The sequence below is a fragment of the Falsirhodobacter halotolerans genome (assembly GCF_022899245.1).
In the GTDB taxonomy this organism is placed as follows: Bacteria; Pseudomonadota; Alphaproteobacteria; order Rhodobacterales; family Rhodobacteraceae; genus Falsirhodobacter; species Falsirhodobacter halotolerans.
Map to the genome: position 1 here is coordinate 360,892 of NZ_JALJAZ010000001.1, position 17,482 is coordinate 378,373.

Sequence of the window (17,482 nt, forward strand, 5' to 3'; positions counted from 1 at the left end):
TGGAGCCTTTCCCATGACCCTGACCCTTTCGACCGCCCGCCGCAATACGGGGGTGGATGCGATGCTGGCCGACCTCTCCGGGGGCCGTCTGGTGATCCGCACGGCAGGCAAAGCCGTGCTGGCCACCGTGCCCCTTGCCACGCCCGCCTATGCCCCCGCCGTGGACGGGACCGCCGCGCTACGGCCCGTGGGCGAGGTGACCGCGACCGCTGCCGGGGTGGCGGCGGAGGCCGTCCTGATCACCGCCAGGGGCGAGGAGGCGATCAGCGGCGATGTGACTCTTTCCGATGAGGCCGGGTTCATCAAGATCACCGCCTCCTCGCTGTCGATTGCCGTGAACCAGGTGTTCCGGGTCGATGCCCTGCCGCTGACCCTGCCCGCAGGTGCCTGATGGCGACCCTGGGTGTGATCCGGCGCGGGGTGGTGGTGAACGCCATCGTGGCCGATGACGCCACGCCCGACCGCGCCGATTGGGTGGCCCTGCCGGACGGGGTGTGGATCGGCTGGCTGTTCGACGGGGTGAGCTTCACCGATCCCAATCCGCCCCCACCGGAGGATGACGATGTTTGACGAGAGCACGGGCGTCTGGAGCACGGTGCGGATCGACGGCGTGGCCTATCGCCTCGGGATCTTGACCGCCTCCGCCACGCTGGTGAAGACGGCGGCGGGGGCGTTCGACGCGGTGCTGATCGGCGCGGGCGGGACCGGGGGCGATGCCACGGAGGGCGGTGGCGGCGGGGCGGGCTATGTGCTGCAGCTCGCGGGCCGGACCCTTCCAGCGGGGAGCTATCCGATCACCATCGGCGCCGCGCCCACGGCGGCGATGCAGAAGGGCGGCGACACCTCGGCCTTTGGACTGCTGGCCCCCGGCGGCGGCCTTGGGACGCGCGGCGGGGCTGAGAACTCCATCGGCGGTGATGGGGGGAATGGTGGCGGCGCGGGGGCATCGGGCACGAACGGGCAATCCACCGTCTATCCCGGCGGCAAGGGCAATCCCGGTTTTGACGGCGGCCGCCGTGCGATCGGCGGCACCGGCACACGCGGCGGCGGTGGCGGGGGCGGCAATGGTGGGCCGGGGGGCGATGCGTCGCCGGGCAATCCCGGCACCGGCGGGCCGCCCATCGTTTTGACCTTCACCGGCGTTTCCGTGGCTTATGCCCCCGGCGGCAGCGGCGGGCGGAGTGGAGCGGCCCCGGTGCGCCCCGAAGGCGTCGGCACATGGGGCACCGGCGGGGCCACGAACGGCGCGTGGGCCGCGCAGCCGGGGGCGGTGATGGTGCGCTATGCGCTGCCCGTCACTCCGATCACCGGCGGCGGGACGCTGCCCGCGATGACAGCGGCGGGGCGGGCGACGGTCATCTCGCCCGTGGCGGGCGGAGGCGATCTGCCCGCGCTGACCGGTGGCGGAACGCTGGTCCCGATCGCGGCCATCACCGGCGGCGCGGATCTGCCCGCCCTGACCGGCGGGGGCAGCCTCACGCCACTCTATTTGGCGCGGGGCCGCATCGCCACCGCCGAACACAGCCGCAGCTGGACCCGTGATCCGGGGCGGCGCTTCACCTGACATCGAGGATTCTCATGGCCGACACATTCACCATCAAGCAGGGCGACACCTCGCCCGCGCTGGCCCGTGTGCTGGAGACGGCGCAGGGGCCGATCCCGCTGGAGGTCGGGGACAGGGTGACGTTCTCGATGCGCCGCCCTTATGGCGGGCCGGTGGTGGTGGACCGCCAGCCCTGCCAGATCACGCCGGAGGGGGTGGTGGTCTATTACTGGGCCGATACCGACACCGCCCTGCCGGGGCTGCATGAGGCGGAGTTCCAAATCACCCGCGCGGATGGCGCGATCGAGACCGTGCCGAATGGCGGGTATCTGGTGATCAACGTGGTGGGGGCGGTGGCGTGAACCTCGACCTGATCATCGAGAGGTTCGGGCTGGTCGGGCTGGTGCTGGTTGGGATGGCCGGCGCGCTGCTGATCCTGTGGCGACGATTGACGGAGGTGCAGGATGCGCGGATTGCCGACCAGGAGCGCAACGCCGAACGGCTGGCGAAGCTCTCGACCGAATCCACCACCGCGATGCGCGACGTGGGGGGAGACCTCACCACCTTGGCCGAGGTCATCAAGGATCGTCGCAATGGGTAGGCTGATGGATATCCTGACCGGCCGCCGCGCGGCCGAACGGCGCGCGGTCCGCGATCGGCTGGAGCTGCAGGCCGACATCGCCGTGGCCGTCGTGCAGGCCGAGGCGGATGAGCTGCGCCGCAAACGGGACGCCCTGCAAGGCGTCCTGGACGAATTTACCGAACGCAGGAGGGGGCGGAACGATGCCTGAACTGGTGAAAGACTTGGCCCTGATGGCCGACACGCTGGTGACGGCGGTGCTGGTGCTGCTGCACCTGCTTATCCTGCGGGGGTTCCTGCCGCTGTTCCTGCGCCCGGACGGCACGGCGGTGTGGCATCTGGCGGCCAGCTATGTCTGGCTTTCCAGCGCAATTGGGGCGCGGGCGATCTATTGGGCCTATGCGCCCGAGGTGGTGCGGGCGTTTCTTGGGCGGGGGATCATGAACGTGCTGTTCGGCGCCGCGCTGATCTATGGCGCGTATCTGGTGCTCAAGCTTCTGTGGCTGATTATCCCCGACATCGATCGGGGAAAGTATTCGATCCTGACCGCGCCGTGGTATCCCGCGTCCGGCGAATGGAGGATCAGCGTGTTGCTGAACCTACTGCGCCGGACGCGGGGTGGGTGACGTACCAAGTTCATACAATGTGAACAACAAGCAAAATGTGCTTAACAAAGCGTTAAATAGGCATATATGTGCTTACAACATTTGGCGGAACTTGGCTGCTTCCTAGGCTTTGTATATGGGCACCAGATGAGTGAGGTAACTATATTGCGGATTTACGAGTTGGAGTGCGAGATAATAGCACTCAGAAAGGCCTCGGTCCTAGCCCTTTTGCATTGTATAAATGACATGCAATCAGCCTCAATATCATCATCCGATATCCACAAGATGCTAGATAATATTTGTACTAGTGACGATATGGAGCTAGCCCGTATCGGGCGTTGTGCATCAGCAGCTTTCAAAAATGCCTTACCGTTAAAATAGAGCATGTTTTTGAAATTGCAGTTTCAAGTTAATTGAATACAAAAATTCAAAAACATCTTAGTTCAGTCTAACAGTATTCAAACTATTAAGCCGCTGAGTCATTTAACGTTTTATGTAACATGTTTGCAGAATTTATATCTGATTTTGATACGTCTCGGAGGGGCGGACGCGTCGCAGAACCCAAATCACATGGTAAAAAGTCAACTATAGCGAGGAGTGCTCTTCCAACGTCAGTTTGACCATTTGCGTAGGCACAACTACTCAAGCTTATAAGTAGGTCGGATGTAATTTTCATGTGATAACCCTATGACACATCCCGCCTACTAGTTCATTGTTACCAAAAAGTTAACACATGCCCCGCCTCGTGCGGGGTTTTTTTTATATCTGGAGACCACCATGATCCCATTCGGGTTCAAGGGTCGCGCGCTGGCGCTGGCCGCGATTGATATTGCCCGCATCGGACGGCGCATCGGTGTGGGCGAGGACGAGATCCGCGCCGTGATCGAGGTGGAGACCTCGGGCGGCGGGTTCGACCGCCAAGGCCGCCCCAAGATGCTGTTCGAGCCGCATGTATTCTGGCGTGAGCTCGGTGCCGGTCAGAAGCGCACGGCGGCGGAGGGGCAGGGGCTGGCCTATCCCAAATGGGGGATGCGGCCGTATCCAGCGAACAGCTATCCCCGCCTCGAACTCGCGATGAAGATTGACGCCCGCGCGGCGCTGCGTTCGGCGTCGTGGGGTCTGGGGCAGATCATGGGGTTCAACCACAAGGCGGCGGGCTATGCCAATGCCGGCGATATGGTGGCGGCGTTCTGTGATGCGGAAGCCCTGCATCTGGAAGCGATGGTCGCATTCATAGCCTCCGAAGGTCTGGACGATGACCTGCGCCGTCACGATTGGTCTGGCTTCGCCCGCGGCTACAACGGGGCGGGCTATGCGCAGCATGGTTATCACACTCGCCTCGCGGCCGCCTTCAAACGCTGGCAGGCCATCCCGGACGTGCTGGCCCCGGACCTGCCCAAGATCGGCCTCGGGGCACGGGGCCCGGCGGTGAAGACCGCGCAGCAGCGCCTGCTGGCGGCAGGACACGATCCCCGCGGCGTCGACGGCTGGTTCGGCGCGAACACCCGCGCGGCGGCCGTCGCCTTTCAATCTGCCCATGGCCTCGTGCCGGACGGTATCATCGGGCCCAAGACTTGGGCCATTCTCAACACGGAGATTGTCGCATGAAACTTGCAACGCAACTGTCGGCCCTGCCGACGAACAAGCTGCTGACCGGGTCCGCCATCGGTCCGATCGCCACCGCCGCATGGGCGGAGGTGATGGCCACGGCCGCGCCCGCGCTGGCGGGGCCGGGCATGTCCGCGCTGATCGGCTTCGTCGCCGCAATCGCGGTGGGGTATTTCGTGCCGGACCGGGTGAACGCGGGGCGGTGACGTTGACGAGAACGCTCGTTGAAACCGGCAACACGATGTCGGTGACGTGTCATCGAGTATTTGGGTGTATTAACTTCGTTATCGGGATCTTCTGGCTGCACCGTCGGAGATAAGTTGCTTGTTAAGGTCGCCTCGTCCGCAAACAAGTCGAACCTCATCGGGGCGCCCCCATGCCGCCGCAGTCATGACATACACTTTACGCCAATGCAGAAGCGCTATGAGGTGCTGCTGGCACGTGTGTCCATCCGCTGGCCAGTCAACCCCCCATAAGCGGTACGAATGACCATCGATCGATAAGTCACCGTTCGGCATGACGAGTATGGGACCGTTAGCAAAAAATGCATGTTCGTCCCATCGCGAGAGGTTTTTCGAACGTTTCCAAAGCGATGCGAGTATCCAGACAATGACTTTAGCAATCATGATTTCCAATCCGTGTGTGACACATCTGCAAAATTGAAGAAAGCAGGATACTACTAACGGACTGTTAACCAACTCCATGGCAAGTCGCGGTGAGACATCCATGCGAGACATTTATGATCACCAGCGACCTATTTGGCGGCCACCTGCTGTACAACAAAGATATGGCTGACGTAGGGGGGCCATATGACCGCTATTTGGACATGATCCCTACGTCATCGCTACGCTATCCTGGCGGTGCAGTGACGGAAGATCTCAGTCCCTATGATGGAAGCTGGGACGCGATATTTCATGAAGATGAATCCTCAGAGAATATACTTTCTGTTGAGGAGGCTTTTGAATTTACTAACGATCATAATGCAAAAATAGATTTTGTCCTGCCAACGGCCAATTTCCTTACTGTCGGTGAATTTGGCAGTCGAGAGCCACACGAGTACGCAATCGACCAAATGATGGACCGAGTTTCCGAAATGTTATTGGGTGCATACGGTAAGGTTGATATTGCCACTTTTGAGATCGGAAATGAATATTGGGGCGGGGGTACAACCATGACTGCCCAAGAATATGGCAAAATCGCCAATTATATGTCAAAAAAACTCGATAAAACAATCGAGGAATACAAAGCAACTCTTGAAAATCCGGAAGATTTCACAGAGCCAAATATTGCAGTTCAGAATGGCGCCTGGTGGAAAACCTATACGAACGAAACCCAGGATATTCTTGATGAACTTGACGCTGAAGCGCGCGCAGCAATCGATTCTGTCGTATCACATCACTACCCAAAGACGTTTGATCAAGCATTAGATCATGACCTATTCTATAAGCATATTGACATTTTTAAGGGTGCTGAAGGTCTCGAGCACGTTTCCGTACACCTTTCAGAATGGAACATGAGCAGCTACACGGATGAGCCAGGAATGCCACAAATGGCCGGGCTCTTGGCGACATTCGATCAGATGGTGGAGAACGACGTCACGTCGGCCAACATCTGGGGGGGGCAATACAAACACCTTGTGACACGCCTTTCGGGAAAATCCGATAACCATGACGAAGGTGTAAGTCCCCAAGATATAGATGTCTGGTTGACTCCGGCAGGGGAAGCTTACCGGCTACTTGCCAACAACGTGATAGGAACAGAACGAACCGATCTGAAAATCGACGACGTTCTCGAGTCAGGCTCTGAGGACGTAGCAATGTTCTCGTATGGAAACAGTGACAAAACCGTAATTTACCTCTCTTCGAGATCGGACGAGTCCAGTACCGTTGACTTGGACTTGGCGAAGCTGACCGGCGGTATCGAAGGTGTTCATATCTACACCACAACTCTTGGCGGGAAGGACATACCAGGGACTTTTGTGGACGAATCCGATCCGCATACGCCGCGATCTCGGGTTGAACTTGAGCATACGAATGCCGAAGAACTAAATGCTACCGCCGGCGAACTCGTTCTGCCTCCGCATGGTCTTATTCAAATTGTCGTTTCTCAGCCTGGTGTGGGCGTCCGGATGGAGGGCCAAGACAGCGTAATCGACCCGAATACGGACCTCGGGGATATGATGATGGGGGGATGGGGAAATGACACCATCTATGGACATTTAGGTGATGATACAATCCACGGCGGACTTGGCAACGACCTTATCTACGGTGGGGACGGTGATGATCTGATACTCGCCGGGGATGGTGTTGATGTCATCCATGCGGGAGCCGGAAACGACACGCTAGTGGGTGGGGTAGGGTCGAATGTTTTTATATCGAATGCGGGAGATTCTTATATAAAAACGGGGCCAGATGGCGACCTGATAATCCTGTCTGGAGATACAAATTCTGTCATCGAAAGTAACGGTGACGACTTCTTTTCTATCCAAACGACCGGCGACGTCACGATTACCGGCTTCGATGCTGCTGGCGATTACCTAAAAATAGGTAGGTCAGATGAAGACATCCGTTCGGCAATATCAGGGCTGAAAAAGGATGATGAAACGAATGATCTAGTTATAGAAACTGGGAAATTTGGTGTCATTCGCCTGAGTGATGCTGCGGAGCACTACGATGCCGTTCACGAAAATCTCACTTCACAGCTAGGAGATGAGGGTGAAGTTCCTGCGGGCGATAAAGATGAAGATCAAATATCTGACTTGTCACCACCGAAGGGCTCAATTGAAGGCAAAGAGGAATTAGCAAAACTACTTTCCGAATATATTGGCGATCTGACTGTAGAACAAGCTGAGGCCGTTGCGAAGGCTACGCAAGATAGCGACGGCGTATCCAGTCTATTTGAAGGCATGAACCACGAGTTCCTAGACCAGTATTTCTCCAGCGACGCCGCCGGTGGTATCAAGAACGTTCTCTATCCACATGTGAACGCCCCTAGACCCGGAAATCCAGGCGAATTGCCGGGAGATCCTCAGGTTCCTCGCCCCGACGATCCGGACGACAACCATCCCTCGCCTGTGCCTAACGATCCGGATACGCTACCCGAAGATCTACCAGACGATGGTAGCGCAGACCCATCTCCGCCCATACCCGAGCCAAATCCTCCTCCGGAAGGTAATGAGCCCGATATTCCACCCGCCGATGATGATCAGCCGGACGAAGATGATTCTGAAGAGAGCGATCCTGGGGAAGACGGCGATGGATACCCCCCACCCGACGATGATTACCCTCCGCCATCCCCAGATCATAGCAGTAGCGATGGTGGTGGCATTATTTGCTTTGTAGCTACCGCCAGTTATGGAGATAGGCGGCATCCGAAAGTAACGGAACTGAGGGAATTTCGAGATCGAGTTCTATTGACCCATCCCTTAGGCAGAGTCTTCGTTCGTGGCTACTGGATTGCAGGCCCTGTCGCAGCGAAATACGTAACCCCCGACAACATATTCGGCAACATTGTCAAGAAAATTGTACCGAGTATTCTAGATCACGCACGAGCGTCAAGACATGACTAATATAAACGATCTTCACTTTCTTACTCTCTCCGAGCCAGGCAAAGAGAAGCTTATTGAGTATATCATCGATAATTCTATCCAAGCAAAATTATATGATATGCGCTGGCTTAGCAATTCTCTGATCAAAGCAGTCGATGATGCTATCATTTTCGCTGCAATTAAATCGAATGACGCAGCGAACAAAAACGCTAGACCGCCGTTGCGATTGGTTCATTCAACGTGACAATTCGCGATTGGTAACCCAATACCGAGGTCACGCGCTGATCGCCGACCTAAGCCCTCGGTAAAGGCGCTGTGCGCGATCAGGGCGCAGCGCTTGTGGGAGCCCGCGATTTGCGGCCGGTTCGCGCACATCGTCTGTCTCTTCGGCCAACTCCTCCGCAAACAGCCATTCGCACAGGGCGCGCGTGGCCCACGGGGGTATGGGATAGTCGTCTAAGCTGTGATGCGGCTCCACCCGCCGCTGCATGACGACGGTGTTGGTGTTCTGGGTCATGCGCGTGGCCCTACTTCCTGAACGGGCGTAACGCGGCCCGGATGAGCATCGCCGCCTTCTTCGCCCATCCGCGGACAATGGGGCTTTCTTCCGCTGATCGGCGTCGATGACGATCGTCGACCTTGATCATCTTCATCATGGCGGCATGAATGACATGCTCGATCTCATCCAGCCCAGCCAATTCGGGGCGGAGCGGCAGCCCCATCGCCTCCAAGACATTCTGCCGATAGACGCGCTTGATGGTGGCGACGATTAGCGGATCGCCCCCGGTTGGGTTGTCTATGTAAAGGGCCATCTCGTCTTGGCTCAGGGCCATTTCACCACCGATTACGAAGTGCGGCAGGGGGCGGTCGTCGCAATAAGGGCAGGTCATGCCGCCATCTCCTCGATCATGGGCGACCACTGTTCCGCGCAGGCTGCGGCGAGGCCGGGAAAGGTTGCGCTGCGCTGCTTCCAGCGATCGGGGCCGGGGCTGGCGCGGTGGATCTTCGACCAGGCGGCGTGGCGGGCGGGATCCTCGTCTTTGCGGGGCGGGGTCAGGCGATTCGTCGCCGTCAGCTGAGGCAGGCCGCGCAGGTAGAGGCCGGTGGCCTTAAACGCCTCATCCCCGAACCACCATGGCTGGACGATCTGCGGCTTGGGCAGGTCGGACGGCTTCCGCTCCTTGGCGTGGCGGTGCATCACAGGGTTCTCGATCATCACGCGCGGGATGGGGGCGTTCCAGCACTCCGCAAACAGGGCCGCGCCCTCGGCCAGCTCCGCCCACATTTCGGCTAAGGTCCGACCACGCGGCGGGGCAGTCAGCCAGCGCACACCGCTGTTGCAAAGCCGGGTGCAGGGCGGGTGCATCACGGCCAGCATGTCCCAGCCGTCGCGTAGCACATCGCGCACGTCTCCGACGATATGGCGATTGCTGCGATCGTCGGCGGGTAGCAGGTCGCAAGACCAGACGTCATGCCCACGGGCGGCAAAGGCCCGGCGCATCACGCCCGAGGTCTCGCAGCCAATCAGGATCCGCATGGGGGTCATATCAGCACCCCCTGCGATGCTGCGCCCATGGGCGCAAAATTCATCCAGAGCACCTCGACACGGGCAGCAGCTCCATCGGCCAGCGCCTTGCGCTCGATCCTGTGCCAGCCGGTCAGCGCGTCGTCATACATGGGATGGGGGTAGCCCGAGAGAACCACCTTCCCCGTCAGGCTGCGAAGCACCTCCAGCATCTGGCTGTGATCCGCGTCTGTCATTTCATGCGCGTAGTCTGCGGCCGCATCAGTGCGGGTCGCGAAGACATAGGGCGGATCGACATAATGGAGCGTGTCCGGCCCATCATGGGCGGTCATGACGTCGCAGGCGCTGCGGTGTGAGATCACCACGCCTTGCAATCGCTCGATCATGGCGTTCATCGCGTCGGGGTAGTTCATCCAGTCCCGCGCCGGTGTCGTGCCAGACCGGCTGCTGTTCTGCCGAAAGCCGGATCTCCGATGCACCGCATTGGACCCGAACCCCATAAAGGATCGAACGACAGTCCTGCGGGCGCGTTCAAGGTCATCATCGGCGGGATTATACGCCTCGATGAATTCCACCTCGGCAAAGGGGGTGATGCGAAGGCTGTCGCGCAGATTTTGCGCCTGAGGGCCGCGCAGAACGCGAAACAGGTTTACCACCTCATCATCAAGGTCATTGTAGACCTCGGCATGGGATCGTGGCTTGCGCATCAGCACCGATGCGGCCCCGCCGAACGGTGCGACATAGACGCGATGCCGGGGGAAGTGGCTGATGATCCATGGGGCAAGCATCCACTTGCCCCCATGCCAGCGTAGGATGGGGCGGGTTGGGGCATTCATGGATACATCGCTCCCGGCCCCTCGGGGCACCATGTCTGATGGGTGTGGCCCTCGGGCGGGTTGCAGGCGCAGGCGGGCGCGGCGGGGCCGATCGAGCCGAACAACTCGACCAGCGCCTGGCGCCGCAGATCTGCGAACTGCGGCCAGCCATCCAGCGCGTCGGCAATGCGGGCCAGCAGCACGTCGCGGGGATGGGCGAAGCCCACGGGGGTCATGGGCAGCAGCGGTTGCGGCACCTCGCCCCCGCGCCGTGCGCGTTCCGCAGCCTCGCGATAGGCCCACGCGACATTCAGGTTCGCGGTGTCGGGGGTGCGGGCCTCGCTGCGCAGGTGGGTGCCGTCCGACAGCCAGTATTGCGTGACGTGGCGGTCACCCAGGGGGCCGGTCTGCTGGCGTTCGATGTGGGGGATGGGAGGGGTCATGCCTTTTCCCCGTTTGCTTCGAGATATGCGGAAAACGTGGAGGCGGTGGCATCGAAAACGCCTTCGCATTCCGGGCAATGCTTGAATGCGCCAGACGCGCAAACGCGACCTGTCTCATGGTCGAGATGCTTGTGCTCTATCTCAATGTCACTTCCGCACATGCCGCATGTGGCGATCACGGATCCTACGCGGACATCGGTGATCGGCTCGATGTGGAGATCGGTCATCACGCCCCTCCCTTGTGACTGGCTATGGCCGCGCGGATGGTCGCCAGCAGGTCCGCCACGCCCACCTGCGTCTCATCGCCCTCAAAGCCGCTGATGAACCGCTCTGCGGCCACCAGCGCCCCCACGTCCTCGGGTGGGGTGGTGTGGTCGGCGCGAATGTATTCTTGCCTCCACCAGCATTCGTCGTGGTAATCCCAAACGACAGCGGGCTTATTTTCGTGCCCCCCCCTCAATCCAAATCCGCTCGGCATCCCTTCCACCCGTTCGCGGCTGGTCGCCTCGGCGGGACGGCTGGCAAGGACATCCAAAGCGGCAGGTGGTGACATCGCGAGGATGGCATCCTCAATTTCTTTTTCGTCGCGATCCTCGACCCATCCGTGACGAATGCAGTTCAACGTGGAGGTTCGTCCAATCTTCCACGCCTCCACCAGCGCCGCGTTGTCCGTGGGCGCAGCGGTGGGGGTGGGGTGGGTGGTCGCCCTCAGCGCCCTTTGGAATAGATCGGCATAGTGTCGTGCGTCTCCGCGCGAGAACGTAGGGCTTTTTTCTCCGACAGAATGAAGCGCCCACATCTCCGCTGCCATAGCAAGATCGGCGTGAAGCGTGTCATCCGCCACAGCCTCCCCCGCTGTCTCCTGCGGGGCGGGTGGGGTGTCCAGAAGGGCGAACTTCTCAAAATGGTCGAGCATCTGCCGCCGAGCGATGTCCGTGGCCGTCTGGGATTGGTAGTGCGGACGGAGCCGTGCTACCTCGGCAAGCAGACCCGTGTGTGTCGTGTCTCTGGGCGAGGTGGCGCGGGCCGCGAGCGCGCGTGTCGTTTCCAGTATCGCCACCACCTCCGTATCCCGCAGAGAACCGTAGCCGTTCATCATGCGGATCAGCGGGAACAGAGCTTTTTCGACACCTTTCGGCGTCAGGTCTGGGGTGGCCGGGGCAGGGGGATCGGGTTGCTTTTGGGTCATGTCTCTATCCGTTTCGAACGGGTTGCCCCAGCCCGGTATTGGGCTGGAGCGCGAGACAACCGACGATGATATCAACGAAGAAAATTCAGACTACGAATCTGAGGGTCGGGCGTTCGAATCGCTCCGGGTTCACCATTACCCTTCATGACGTTGACGACCGTGCCTCGGGGGCTTTGCCCCGCGCCTTGGCATGAAAAAAGGGCCCGAAGGCCCCCACATCACTCCGTCACTTTTTTCACGAATTGGGATTTCAACCCGATCTGCCCGATTCCCGGCACCTTGCAGTCGATGTCGTGGTCGCCCTCCACCAGCCGGATGCCGCGCACCTTGGTGCCGACCTTGATCGTGGTGGAGGACCCCTTCAGCTTCAGATCCTTGATCACCGTGACCGTGTCGCCATCGGCCAGTGGGTTGCCGACCGCATCGCGGATGTCCGCCACGGCAAGAACCTCGGACGACCAGGCATGGCCGCATTCGGGACAGTTGAACAGGGCATCCGTCTGATAGGTATAGGCGGAGCGGCATTCGGGGCAGGGGGGCAAGGTATCCATCATGCGCGCGTCTATACCGTGGTGCCCCGCCCACGGCCACTGTATGCCGTGGGGATCGGCGGGAAAGGGCGGATCATGACGGCACAGGGGCGGACACCGGCGGGACCGTTCTCCGACGCGGAGCGGGCGGCCATCTATCGCGCGATCCGCGAACGGCGCGATGTGCGGGGTCCGTTTCGTCCCGAGGCCATTGCCGACGATGTTCTGATGCGGCTTCTGGGGGCGGCCCATGCCGCGCCGTCGGTCGGCCTGTCCCAGCCGTGGGATTTCCTCATCCTTCGCGATCCGGCCCTGCGCAAGGAGGTCCGGGCCGCGTTCGATCTGGCCAATGCCGAGGCGGCGGCGATGTTCGACGGGGAACGACGCGCGCTTTATTCCGACCTGAAATTGCAGGGCATTCTGGAGGCGCCGATCAACCTGTGCATCACCTGCGACCGCCGCCGGGGCGGCCCGGTGGTGCTGGGCCGGACCCACGACCCGGCGACCGATCTTTATTCGACGGTCTGCGCGGTGCAGAATCTGTGGCTGGCCGCGCGGGCGGAAGGGATCGGGGTGGGCTGGGTCAGCATCTTCCGGCAGGACGATCTGCGCCGCATCCTGCATCTGCCGGATCATGTCGTGCCGGTGGCCTATCTGTGCCTGGGCCATGTGGACGAACTTCATGACGGCCCGGAACTGGAGGCGCGGGGCTGGGGTCGCGCGGCCCCCCTGGCGCCCCATATCCGCACCGACCGCTGGTCGGATTAATTCACGCGGGTCAGAAGCTCTTCCACCTGAGGGCCGACAACCGCCACCAACCGCTGCACGCCTTCGGCATTGGGGTGGATGCCGTCATCCTGCATCAGGCGGCGGTCGAGCTGATTGCCCGACACCAGCGGCCCCAGATAATCATCGGCCAGAATCGCGCCGTGCTTTGCCGCCAGATCGGTCGCGATCGCGTTGAAGGCCGTCTGGAAATCCGGCCCGTAATTGCCCGGCGCGCGCAGCCCGATCAACAGGACGGGAAGCCCGCGCTCATCCGCTTTCGTCAGGATGGCGTCCAGATTGGCCCGTGTCTGCGCGGGGTCGAGGCCCCGCAGCATGTCGTTGCCGCCAAGGTTCACGATCAGCGCCTCCGCGTCCGGTTGCAGCGCCCAGTCCACGCGGCTCAGCCCGCCTGCGGTGGTGTCACCCGACACGCCCGCGTTGACGATCGTCGCGTCATGCCCGCGGTCCCGCAGCCATGCTTGAAGAACCGGCACGAACCCTTCGCCGTCGGGCAGGCCATAGCCTTGGGTCAGGCTGTCGCCCAAGGCCACCACTGTCTGCGCGGGGGCCATGACCGGCGTCAGGGCCAGACAAAATGCCGCAAGGGCATGGCGAAGCCGCGTCGAGTGATTACAACGGAAAGGGCGGAACAGGGAAATGGTCATGAATACGGTCCTTCAGGTGGAACAGGCGGCCTTGCGGCTGAACGGCAGTGCGGGTCCGGTCGAGATCCTGCGCGGCATCGATCTTGACGTGCACCGGGGGGAGACGTTGGGCCTTGTCGGGCCGTCGGGGTCGGGGAAATCCTCGCTTCTGATGCTGTTGGGCGGGCTGGAGCGGCCCACGGGCGGAACGGTGCGGGCGCTGGGCCAGGATCTGTCCGCCATGGACGAAGACGCGCTGTCCCGCTTCCGCCGGGGGAATATGGGGGTGGTGTTTCAGTCTTTCCACCTGATCCCCACGATGACCGCGCAGGAAAACGTGGCGCTGGCGCTGGAACTGGCAGGGCAGGAGGACGGAATGGCCCGCGCTGCCGAAGAATTGAACGCCGTGGGTCTGGGCCACCGGCTGGACCACTATCCCCGCCAGATGTCGGGGGGCGAGCAGCAGCGCGTGGCGCTGGCCCGCGCCTGGGCACCGCGCCCGGCGATCCTTCTGGCGGATGAGCCGACGGGCAACCTCGACAGTTCGACCGGCGCGCAGATCATGGATCTGCTGTTCGGCCTGCGCGATCATGGGGCGACGCTGGTTCTGGTGACCCATGCGCCCGAACTGGCCGAACGCTGCGACCGCGTGGTCCACATGGCCGACGGGCGTCTGGCCGCATGACCGGCACCGTTCCTATGGCGCTGCGGATCGCGCGGCGTGAAATGCGCGGCGGCCTGCGCGGTTTTCGCATCTTTCTTCTGTGCCTGATCCTTGGCGTCGCGGCCATCGCCGCCGTCGGCACCGTGCGGTCGGCGATCGAGAACGGCATTGCGGCGCAGGGCGCGCAGATCCTCGGCGGCAATGCCGAGATGAGCTTCACCTACCGCGAGGCCGACGCGACCGAGATGGACTTCATGGAGGCGCGGTCCGACCGCGTGTCCACCACGATCGAGATGCGGTCGATGGCCGGGATCGGCGACAGCCGCGTGCTGACGCAGTTGCGCGGGGTGGACGGGCTTTATCCGATGTTCGGCGCGGTCACGCTCGACCCCGCGATGCCCATCGGGCAGGCCTTCGCGGGCGACGATCTTCCCGGCGCGGTGATGGACCCGACGCTGGCCGCCCGTCTGGGCGCGACGGTGGGGGACGAGGTCACCCTGGCCGGGCGCCCCTTCCGCCTGATGGCCCTTTTGCGGGCGGAACCGGATGCGTCTTTCGGGGGCCTGTCCTGGGCGCCGCGCACGCTGGTCGGGCTGGATGCGCTGCGCGCGGCGGGGTTTCTGGCCCCCGGCACGGTGTTCGATGCCGACTACCGTCTGGACCTGCCCGACGGCACCGATCTTGAGGCGCTGAAGGCCGAGGCCCTGCGCCAGTTCTCCGACACCGGTATGCGCTGGCGGGATGAGCGTCGGCCCTCCTCCTCCACCGAACGGTTCGTGGACCAGATGGCGGCATTCCTGACGCTGATGGGGCTGGCGGGTCTGGCCGTGGGGGGCGTCGGCATTCAGGCGGCCACGGCGGCCTGGGTCGCGCGGCGGGTGCCGACGCTGGCGACCTTGCGGGTTCTGGGGGCCACGGGCCGCACGATCCTTCTGGCCTCGGCGTTGCAGGTGGGGGTGCTGGCGGGCGTGGGCGTTCTGGGCGGTCTGGCGCTGGGCGCGGCCCTGCCGATGCTGATGGGCGGTTGGCTGGCGGCCAGCCTGCCGTTTCCGGTGCAGGTCGGCCTCTATCCCGGTCCGCTGTTGCAGGCCGCCGTCTATGGCGTGCTGGTTGCGGCGCTGTTCACCTTGTGGCCCTTGGCGCGGGTGGCCGATCTGCGCGCGGCCTCGCTCTATCGTGGCGGGACGGAGGGGCGGCCCCCCCTCCGCTATGCCGTGGCGCTGGTCGTTCTGGCGGCGGCGCTGATCGGCGCGGCGGCGGTCTTCACCGGCGACTGGAAGCTGACCCTTGGAATGGCAGGCGGCATCGCGGGAACGATGGTCGTGCTGCTGCTGGCCGTGCGCGGGGTTCAGGCGTTGGCGCATCGGGCGGCGCGGCGGGTGCGGCGTCCGTCTTTCCGCGTGGCGCTCGCCTCGGTGGGGGAGGGGGCGGGCCTGCGCAACACCGTGCTGTCGCTGGGCCTTGGGCTTGGTGTTCTGGCGGCGGTGGGGCAGATCGACCTGAACCTGCGTCAGGCCATCGACCGCGACCTGCCCACGCGCGCGCCCTCGCATTTCTTCGTGGATGTGCAGCCCGATCAGGTGGACGCGTTTCTGGCCCGGCTGGAGGCCGCGCCCAAGGTGACGGAGGTGGCCCATGCCCCCATGCTGCGCGGTGTCCTGACCCGCATCAACGGCCGCCCTGCGCGCGAGGTGGGGGGCGATCACTGGGTCCTGCGCGGCGATCGCGGCCTGACCTATGCCGACACCCCGGCCGAGGAGGTGATTGCCGGCGACTGGTGGGCCGCCGATTATACCGGACCGCCGCAGGTCAGCTTCGGCGCGACCGAGGCGGCGGAAATCGGCATCGGCCTTGGCGACACGCTGACGATCAACGTCCTTGGCCGCGATATCGAGGCGACCATCACCTCGCTGCGCGAACTGGATTTCAGCGATGCGGGTCTGGGTTTCGTCATGGTGCTGAACCCGGCGGCGCTGGCCGGTGCGCCGCATACGAATGTGGTCACCATCCATTCGCAGGGCGACATCATCCCCCTGCTGAACGAACTGGGGCGGGAGTTTCCGAACGTCACCTCCATTTCCGTGGGCGACGCCATCGCGCGGGTGATGGAGATCATGGGGGCGGTGGCCACCGCGACGCGGGCGGCGGCGGCGATCACGCTGGCCGCCGGTCTGGCCGTGCTGATCGGGGCGGCGGCGGCGGCGCAACGCGCGCGCCTGCACGAGGCGGCGGTGCTGAAGGTGCTGGGCGCGACGCGGGCCTGGATCCTTGCGAACTTTGCCCTGCGCGCGGCGCTGATGGGTCTGGTCGCGGGGGGCGTGGCCGCGCTTGCGGGGGCGGTTGCCGCCTGGGCGGTGATGCGCTTCGTGCTGGAATCGACCTTCGTCTTTGCGCCATGGTCCGCCCTGATGATCATCGGCGGCGGGGTGGCGGCCACGCTGCTGGCCTCGGCCCTGTTCGCATGGCGGCCCCTCTCGGCCCGTCCGGCACGAATCCTGCGCGAGGGGTGATCAAACCCCTCGCAAAATCGTGCGGCCGCGTCATATTGACGTGACATAACGAACGAAGGGGGCACCCATGCTCAAGGAATTCCAGAAATTCATCGCGCGGGGGAATGTCCTCGATCTGGCGGTGGGGATCATCATCGGGGCGGCGTTCACCGCGATCGTCAGCTCCATCGTTCAGGACCTGATCAATCCGGTCATCGGCCTGATCATCGGCGGGATCGACTTCACCAACCTCTATTGGGTGATGTCGGGCACGGTTCCCGAAGGGGCGAGCCTGTCGCAGGCGCGCGATTCGGGGGCGGCGATCTTCGCCTATGGCAGCTTCATCATGGCGGTCATCAACTTCATGATCATCGCCTTCGTGGTGTTCATGCTGGTCAAGGTGGTCAACAACGTGAAGGACCACGTGCACCGCAAGGAAGAGGCCGCCCCCGCCGCGCCCAAAGGCCCGACGCAGGAGGAGCTTCTGATCCAGATCCGCGATCTTCTGGCGCAAAAGCCCACCGTTTGAACG

The 17,482-nt window shown here is 62.6% G+C and carries 23 protein-coding genes; 14 read left to right on the plus strand and 9 right to left on the minus strand.

The annotated features are described in order from the left end of the window. The first annotated feature begins 13 nt into the window (after positions 1-13). From MU449_RS01990 to MU449_RS02035, 10 genes are all read left to right on the plus strand, one after another. Positions 14-391 (plus strand): hypothetical protein, encoded by a 378-nt coding sequence (locus MU449_RS01990; RefSeq protein WP_244736325.1) that lies wholly within the window; start codon positions 14-16, stop codon positions 389-391. Continuing rightward, the gene (locus MU449_RS01995) at positions 391-570 is read left to right on the plus strand and encodes a hypothetical protein (protein ID WP_244736326.1); all 180 of its coding nucleotides are present in this window, start codon (positions 391-393) and stop codon (positions 568-570) included. Before MU449_RS01990 ends, MU449_RS01995 begins: the two co-directional genes overlap by 1 nt. Then, on the plus strand, positions 563-1,564 hold the full coding sequence (locus MU449_RS02000) for a glycine-rich domain-containing protein (RefSeq protein WP_244736327.1): 1,002 nt from the start codon (positions 563-565) through the stop codon (positions 1,562-1,564). Before MU449_RS01995 ends, MU449_RS02000 begins: the two co-directional genes overlap by 8 nt. A 14-nt stretch (positions 1,565-1,578) precedes the next feature. Then, a complete protein-coding gene (locus tag MU449_RS02005; RefSeq protein ID WP_244736328.1) occupies positions 1,579-1,905 on the plus strand; it encodes a hypothetical protein in 327 nt (108 codons plus the stop codon). Beyond that, positions 1,902-2,144 carry a hypothetical protein gene (locus MU449_RS02010; protein WP_244736330.1) on the plus strand — a complete coding sequence of 81 codons (243 nt, stop codon included), beginning with the start codon at positions 1,902-1,904 and terminating at the stop codon, positions 2,142-2,144. The genes MU449_RS02005 and MU449_RS02010 overlap by 4 nt, the downstream gene beginning before the upstream one ends. A gap of 4 nt (positions 2,145-2,148) precedes the next feature. Further along, positions 2,149-2,334 carry a hypothetical protein gene (locus MU449_RS02015; RefSeq protein ID WP_244736332.1) on the plus strand — a complete coding sequence of 62 codons (186 nt, stop codon included), beginning with the start codon at positions 2,149-2,151 and terminating at the stop codon, positions 2,332-2,334. After that, positions 2,327-2,749 carry a hypothetical protein gene (locus MU449_RS02020; RefSeq protein ID WP_244736333.1) on the plus strand — a complete coding sequence of 141 codons (423 nt, stop codon included), beginning with the start codon at positions 2,327-2,329 and terminating at the stop codon, positions 2,747-2,749. Before MU449_RS02015 ends, MU449_RS02020 begins: the two co-directional genes overlap by 8 nt. A gap of 756 nt (positions 2,750-3,505) precedes the next feature. Next, positions 3,506-4,336, plus strand: a complete 831-nt coding sequence (locus MU449_RS02025; protein ID WP_244736334.1) for an N-acetylmuramidase domain-containing protein — start codon at positions 3,506-3,508, stop codon at positions 4,334-4,336. Then, complete coding sequence (locus MU449_RS02030; protein WP_244736335.1) at positions 4,333-4,542, plus strand: hypothetical protein; 210 nt, start codon at positions 4,333-4,335, stop codon at positions 4,540-4,542. The genes MU449_RS02025 and MU449_RS02030 overlap by 4 nt, the downstream gene beginning before the upstream one ends. Before the next feature lie 533 nt (positions 4,543-5,075). After that, positions 5,076-7,904: a calcium-binding protein gene (locus MU449_RS02035; protein WP_244736336.1), complete on the plus strand. Its 2,829-nt coding sequence runs from the start codon at positions 5,076-5,078 to the stop codon at positions 7,902-7,904. Between the two features lie 253 nt (positions 7,905-8,157). Here the strand turns inward: MU449_RS02035 and MU449_RS02040 are convergent, their stop codons facing one another. The 8 genes from MU449_RS02040 to MU449_RS02075 all read right to left on the minus strand — a co-directional run bounded on the left by MU449_RS02040 (position 8,158) and on the right by MU449_RS02075 (position 12,409). Further along, positions 8,158-8,400: a hypothetical protein gene (locus tag MU449_RS02040; RefSeq protein ID WP_244736337.1), complete on the minus strand. Its 243-nt coding sequence runs from the start codon at positions 8,398-8,400 to the stop codon at positions 8,158-8,160. Positions 8,401-8,410: 10 nt separating this feature from the next. Continuing rightward, positions 8,411-8,773: a sarcosine oxidase subunit delta gene (locus MU449_RS02045; protein WP_244736338.1), complete on the minus strand. Its 363-nt coding sequence runs from the start codon at positions 8,771-8,773 to the stop codon at positions 8,411-8,413. After that, positions 8,770-9,420, minus strand: a complete 651-nt coding sequence (locus tag MU449_RS02050) for a hypothetical protein (protein ID WP_425309829.1) — start codon at positions 9,418-9,420, stop codon at positions 8,770-8,772. The genes MU449_RS02045 and MU449_RS02050 overlap by 4 nt, the downstream gene beginning before the upstream one ends. A gap of 5 nt (positions 9,421-9,425) precedes the next feature. After that, a complete protein-coding gene (locus tag MU449_RS02055; protein WP_342345630.1) occupies positions 9,426-10,277 on the minus strand; it encodes a DNA adenine methylase in 852 nt (283 codons plus the stop codon). After that, the gene (locus MU449_RS02060) at positions 10,241-10,666 is read right to left on the minus strand and encodes a hypothetical protein (protein WP_244736343.1); all 426 of its coding nucleotides are present in this window, start codon (positions 10,664-10,666) and stop codon (positions 10,241-10,243) included. The genes MU449_RS02055 and MU449_RS02060 overlap by 37 nt, the downstream gene beginning before the upstream one ends. Then, positions 10,663-10,893, minus strand: a complete 231-nt coding sequence (locus MU449_RS02065; RefSeq protein WP_244736344.1) for a hypothetical protein — start codon at positions 10,891-10,893, stop codon at positions 10,663-10,665. Before MU449_RS02065 ends, MU449_RS02060 begins: the two co-directional genes overlap by 4 nt. Then, positions 10,893-11,855 carry a hypothetical protein gene (locus MU449_RS02070; RefSeq protein WP_244736345.1) on the minus strand — a complete coding sequence of 321 codons (963 nt, stop codon included), beginning with the start codon at positions 11,853-11,855 and terminating at the stop codon, positions 10,893-10,895. Before MU449_RS02070 ends, MU449_RS02065 begins: the two co-directional genes overlap by 1 nt. A 218-nt stretch (positions 11,856-12,073) precedes the next feature. Then, complete coding sequence (locus MU449_RS02075; RefSeq protein ID WP_280517620.1) at positions 12,074-12,409, minus strand: zinc ribbon domain-containing protein YjdM; 336 nt, start codon at positions 12,407-12,409, stop codon at positions 12,074-12,076. 72 nt (positions 12,410-12,481) lie between these two features. Between MU449_RS02075 and bluB the strand changes: the two genes are divergently transcribed. Continuing rightward, positions 12,482-13,153 (plus strand): 5,6-dimethylbenzimidazole synthase, encoded by a 672-nt coding sequence (gene bluB, locus MU449_RS02080; protein ID WP_244736346.1) that lies wholly within the window; start codon positions 12,482-12,484, stop codon positions 13,151-13,153. Here bluB and MU449_RS02085 read toward each other — a convergent pair. Beyond that, positions 13,150-13,818: an arylesterase gene (locus tag MU449_RS02085; protein ID WP_425309833.1), complete on the minus strand. Its 669-nt coding sequence runs from the start codon at positions 13,816-13,818 to the stop codon at positions 13,150-13,152. The genes bluB and MU449_RS02085 overlap by 4 nt on opposite strands. Here MU449_RS02085 and MU449_RS02090 point away from each other — a divergent pair. From MU449_RS02090 to mscL, 3 genes are all read left to right on the plus strand, one after another. Then, a complete protein-coding gene (locus MU449_RS02090) occupies positions 13,817-14,482 on the plus strand; it encodes an ABC transporter ATP-binding protein (protein WP_244736347.1) in 666 nt (221 codons plus the stop codon). The genes MU449_RS02085 and MU449_RS02090 overlap by 2 nt on opposite strands. Continuing rightward, positions 14,479-16,971: an ABC transporter permease gene (locus MU449_RS02095; protein ID WP_244736348.1), complete on the plus strand. Its 2,493-nt coding sequence runs from the start codon at positions 14,479-14,481 to the stop codon at positions 16,969-16,971. The genes MU449_RS02090 and MU449_RS02095 overlap by 4 nt, the downstream gene beginning before the upstream one ends. A 67-nt stretch (positions 16,972-17,038) precedes the next feature. Next, positions 17,039-17,479: a large conductance mechanosensitive channel protein MscL gene (mscL, locus tag MU449_RS02100; protein WP_244736349.1), complete on the plus strand. Its 441-nt coding sequence runs from the start codon at positions 17,039-17,041 to the stop codon at positions 17,477-17,479. Positions 17,480-17,482 lie beyond the last annotated feature (3 nt).

Excerpts from the sequence above, each read along its gene's own strand:
- MU449_RS01990 (WP_244736325.1), top strand. The coding sequence starts at position 14 with ATGACCCTGACCCTTTCGACCGCCCGCCGCAATACGGGGGTGGATGCG.
- MU449_RS01995 (WP_244736326.1), top strand. The coding sequence starts at position 391 with ATGGCGACCCTGGGTGTGATCCGGCGCGGGGTGGTGGTGAACGCCATC.
- MU449_RS02000 (WP_244736327.1), top strand. The coding sequence starts at position 563 with ATGTTTGACGAGAGCACGGGCGTCTGGAGCACGGTGCGGATCGACGGC.
- MU449_RS02005 (WP_244736328.1), top strand. The coding sequence starts at position 1,579 with ATGGCCGACACATTCACCATCAAGCAGGGCGACACCTCGCCCGCGCTG.
- MU449_RS02015 (WP_244736332.1), top strand. The coding sequence starts at position 2,149 with ATGGATATCCTGACCGGCCGCCGCGCGGCCGAACGGCGCGCGGTCCGC.
- MU449_RS02020 (WP_244736333.1), top strand. The coding sequence starts at position 2,327 with ATGCCTGAACTGGTGAAAGACTTGGCCCTGATGGCCGACACGCTGGTG.
- MU449_RS02025 (WP_244736334.1), top strand. The coding sequence starts at position 3,506 with ATGATCCCATTCGGGTTCAAGGGTCGCGCGCTGGCGCTGGCCGCGATT.
- MU449_RS02030 (WP_244736335.1), top strand. The coding sequence starts at position 4,333 with ATGAAACTTGCAACGCAACTGTCGGCCCTGCCGACGAACAAGCTGCTG.
- MU449_RS02035 (WP_244736336.1), top strand. The coding sequence starts at position 5,076 with ATGATCACCAGCGACCTATTTGGCGGCCACCTGCTGTACAACAAAGAT.
- MU449_RS02040 (WP_244736337.1), bottom strand. The coding sequence starts at position 8,400 with ATGACCCAGAACACCAACACCGTCGTCATGCAGCGGCGGGTGGAGCCG.
- MU449_RS02045 (WP_244736338.1), bottom strand. The coding sequence starts at position 8,773 with ATGACCTGCCCTTATTGCGACGACCGCCCCCTGCCGCACTTCGTAATC.
- MU449_RS02050 (WP_425309829.1), bottom strand. The coding sequence starts at position 9,420 with ATGCGGATCCTGATTGGCTGCGAGACCTCGGGCGTGATGCGCCGGGCC.
- MU449_RS02055 (WP_342345630.1), bottom strand. The coding sequence starts at position 10,277 with ATGGTGCCCCGAGGGGCCGGGAGCGATGTATCCATGAATGCCCCAACC.
- MU449_RS02060 (WP_244736343.1), bottom strand. The coding sequence starts at position 10,666 with ATGACCCCTCCCATCCCCCACATCGAACGCCAGCAGACCGGCCCCCTG.
- MU449_RS02065 (WP_244736344.1), bottom strand. The coding sequence starts at position 10,893 with ATGACCGATCTCCACATCGAGCCGATCACCGATGTCCGCGTAGGATCC.
- MU449_RS02070 (WP_244736345.1), bottom strand. The coding sequence starts at position 11,855 with ATGACCCAAAAGCAACCCGATCCCCCTGCCCCGGCCACCCCAGACCTG.
- MU449_RS02075 (WP_280517620.1), bottom strand. The coding sequence starts at position 12,409 with ATGATGGATACCTTGCCCCCCTGCCCCGAATGCCGCTCCGCCTATACC.
- bluB (WP_244736346.1), top strand. The coding sequence starts at position 12,482 with ATGACGGCACAGGGGCGGACACCGGCGGGACCGTTCTCCGACGCGGAG.
- MU449_RS02090 (WP_244736347.1), top strand. The coding sequence starts at position 13,817 with ATGAATACGGTCCTTCAGGTGGAACAGGCGGCCTTGCGGCTGAACGGC.
- MU449_RS02085 (WP_425309833.1), bottom strand. The coding sequence starts at position 13,818 with ATGACCATTTCCCTGTTCCGCCCTTTCCGTTGTAATCACTCGACGCGG.
- MU449_RS02095 (WP_244736348.1), top strand. The coding sequence starts at position 14,479 with ATGACCGGCACCGTTCCTATGGCGCTGCGGATCGCGCGGCGTGAAATG.
- mscL (WP_244736349.1), top strand. The coding sequence starts at position 17,039 with ATGCTCAAGGAATTCCAGAAATTCATCGCGCGGGGGAATGTCCTCGAT.